A 2602-nucleotide genomic window follows, 5' to 3' on the forward strand; every position below is an offset into this window, starting at 1 on the left:
ACTTTTTCAGGCCGGATTTTCCCTCCTGAGCAGGTTTGTGCGGGACTTTCCCTGTTGGCGACCTGCCCGGGGATGTCTGTCCGCTTAAAACACCACTGACGGGTTGACAGGCGACTTGAGCACCCCTTTACCGCAACGTCCCGGGCGCGGCCGAAATTCCTGGGATTTGAGAAAAAACCTTGTCAAGCACTTTTTGAGAAAAAGTGAGCTGAATAGTTACATTACTTCTTCAGATTACCGCCAAAATAGAATGCGGTTGTCAGGTTGAAGCGGGTGTGCCACTGATCGTCATTGGGGCCGACAAATGTCATAGCGCTGTTTTTGCCACTAAACAAGTCAGCCCAAACATAGATTGGCCCGGCCACGAACAGAGCACCGAGTGCGTTGAACTGCGTGTCTTTGGTTATATTTACGGGATCGCTGGGTGCTGCACTGTTGTACTGCCCATTGCCACCCACTTTAAGGTAACCATAGTTGTTGTACAGCTGAACCTGGGTGACCGGACCCCAGTTAACGTTGAAGTCATGAGCAATGTTGGCGCTGTAGATCTCGGCACGTGCCGGCAGCTGATAGCGGAAGCCATAATCTTGGACAGTTATTGAGTCGGTGGGAAGTGTGAAGCCTCCGCCGAATTCACTGGTAGCATTATCGGGAACATTGTAGGCGTAACTCACCATCTGTAGCTGTCCCGTCCATGGGCCCGCGTGGGCGTCCAGAGCCAGTGAGCCGGCCCAACGCGAGCCGATATCGCGACTACCCGTTTCGAGCTGCCCACCCTGTCCCGAAATGGAGACAGTCATGTAGTTTTTTTTGGTCTGTCTAAGGGTATAGGCGACTCTGAGGTTGCCACCATTGACATTTGCGTAGCCGTCCACCGGAACACCACCGCTGTAGGTGGTGCTCTGGCTCAGGGTGTCATTTTTGAAGAAGCCGGCATCAATCCTCAGAGGACCGGATTCATATTTGTAGTTAAGGCCAGCCGCCTGATGATCGGCAAACCCCGCGTAGAAGTTCAGGCTGCCCCAGAAGGTCTGGTAGCCATAGGGGAGGTTGCCAAAGGGCACTCGGAAAAAGCCTCCCTTGACCTGTTGCTCATCGTTGACGCCAAAATCATAAGCCGCCCAGCCATAATGCAGGTACTGGCCATCGGCAAAATTGACATCTGACCAGCGATAGTCCGCGGCGTAGCTGATGCCGTTGTCCAACTTGCCATCCACTGTGAGCATGAAATAGTCGAGGATCAGGCCGCCCCCTTGCTCTTGGTTCTCAGTGTAGTCCCTTACCTGATATTCCGTGACGACACCGCCGCCAATGGTCAGTGTCTCGTTCTGCTTTTTCAGGTCACTGACGGTTTTGCTGTTGGGTTCATCCCGACGGGACTGCTTTTGTAACTGTTCAATCTGGAGCTGCAGGTCCTTAACGTCCTGGCGCAGTTGTTTGTAGGTCTTGTCGTCGTCCTGGGCTGTCGCCTGAAGCGACCATACCGTGGCGAGGCTTGCAATCGCCAAATGCGGCAATATACGGCTGGGCTTGCGCATAGCTATCTCCTGTGCATTTGTCATCTTTGCAGTTTTTGATTTAATACTGGCGATTACGGCGACGAGTTGCGACCTTAGAGATTTTCTCGGATAGTAGCCCTCAAGCAGTGCGACAAAGTTGCCCGCGAGTGTCAAGGTGCTAACAGTGTCGTTAGATTCCCCAGCTATAGCGTTGTTCCATTTAATTAGCATATGGATGTTAGCAAAGATTAATCGTTTGGAACAGAGTATAGGAAGAATAAACGCCCTTATCTCTCAGATCCAGCAACCTTGAGGGTGCCGCCGCTGCGACTCACAGACACCGGCAGCCTGGGTGGCAGGACTGGTGGCCGCGGTTCAAAATTCCTTTTTGGGCAATATGGGTACGTTGATATCGTGGTGATGACCAGCGATCCAAGGGGCAGTTTTTCAGGACTCCTTGTTGAGACAGGTTGATTTGGCCCACCTCGTCAGGATGTTGCTTACCCGAAGCACCTTAGTCGATGTTCCCATGTTTCTAATGTGCATGTTCCGACGCGGTCGACTCATGATCGTAAGTATGCGTGTGCAACCGCGCGCCCTGGATAAACACCAGGGCGATAGCCAGGTAGGCTACCCAGAAGATTTTCGTGAGCGTGGTTAATTGTGATCGATACATGGTTTCGGGATCATACTAAGTTCTCCGATGCCGGGCAATAACCTGTTAGCTCAAGCAGAAGACCCGCACCATATACCTGAATCATGGCAATCCGGCCGCCAGCAGCTTTGACGACCTGAGTTAAGCCGGGGTCAGAAGAAAGCTTTCTTCTGACCCCTTGTTCACGGGACTTGACGTGAGAACGCCCACGACGTCCGCCACATCCGTCAAGCCGACAAGATCCGGCGAGGCCTCGATCAGGCGCTCCACCAGCGCATCCGGGTCACAGTCGCGGTCAGACAGTTGGTACTTCAGCGTAAAAATGTAGTAACTATTCAGCTCACTTTTTCTCAAAAAGTGCTTGACAGGGTTTTTTCTCAAATCCCGGGAATTTCGGCCGCGCCCGGGACGTTGCGGTAAAGGGGCGCTCAAGTCGCCTGTCAACCCG

1 protein-coding gene and 1 pseudogene are annotated in these 2602 nt (G+C 52.8%); both read right to left on the reverse strand.

Annotated features, from left to right (window positions below; all coding sequences use genetic code 11):
• Window positions 1-221: 221 nt before the first annotated feature.
• The gene (locus tag QPL96_RS19290; protein ID WP_303288898.1) at window positions 222-1538 is read right to left on the reverse strand and encodes a hypothetical protein; all 1317 of its coding nucleotides are present in this window, start codon (window positions 1536-1538) and stop codon (window positions 222-224) included.
• 757 nt (window positions 1539-2295) lie between these two features.
• Window positions 2296-2602, reverse strand: a pseudogene (locus tag QPL96_RS19295) (hypothetical protein); the annotation flags it as partial.

It is taken from the genome of Marinobacter sp. SS8-8 (genome assembly GCF_030540945.1).
Lineage (GTDB): Bacteria > Pseudomonadota > Gammaproteobacteria > Pseudomonadales > Oleiphilaceae > Marinobacter.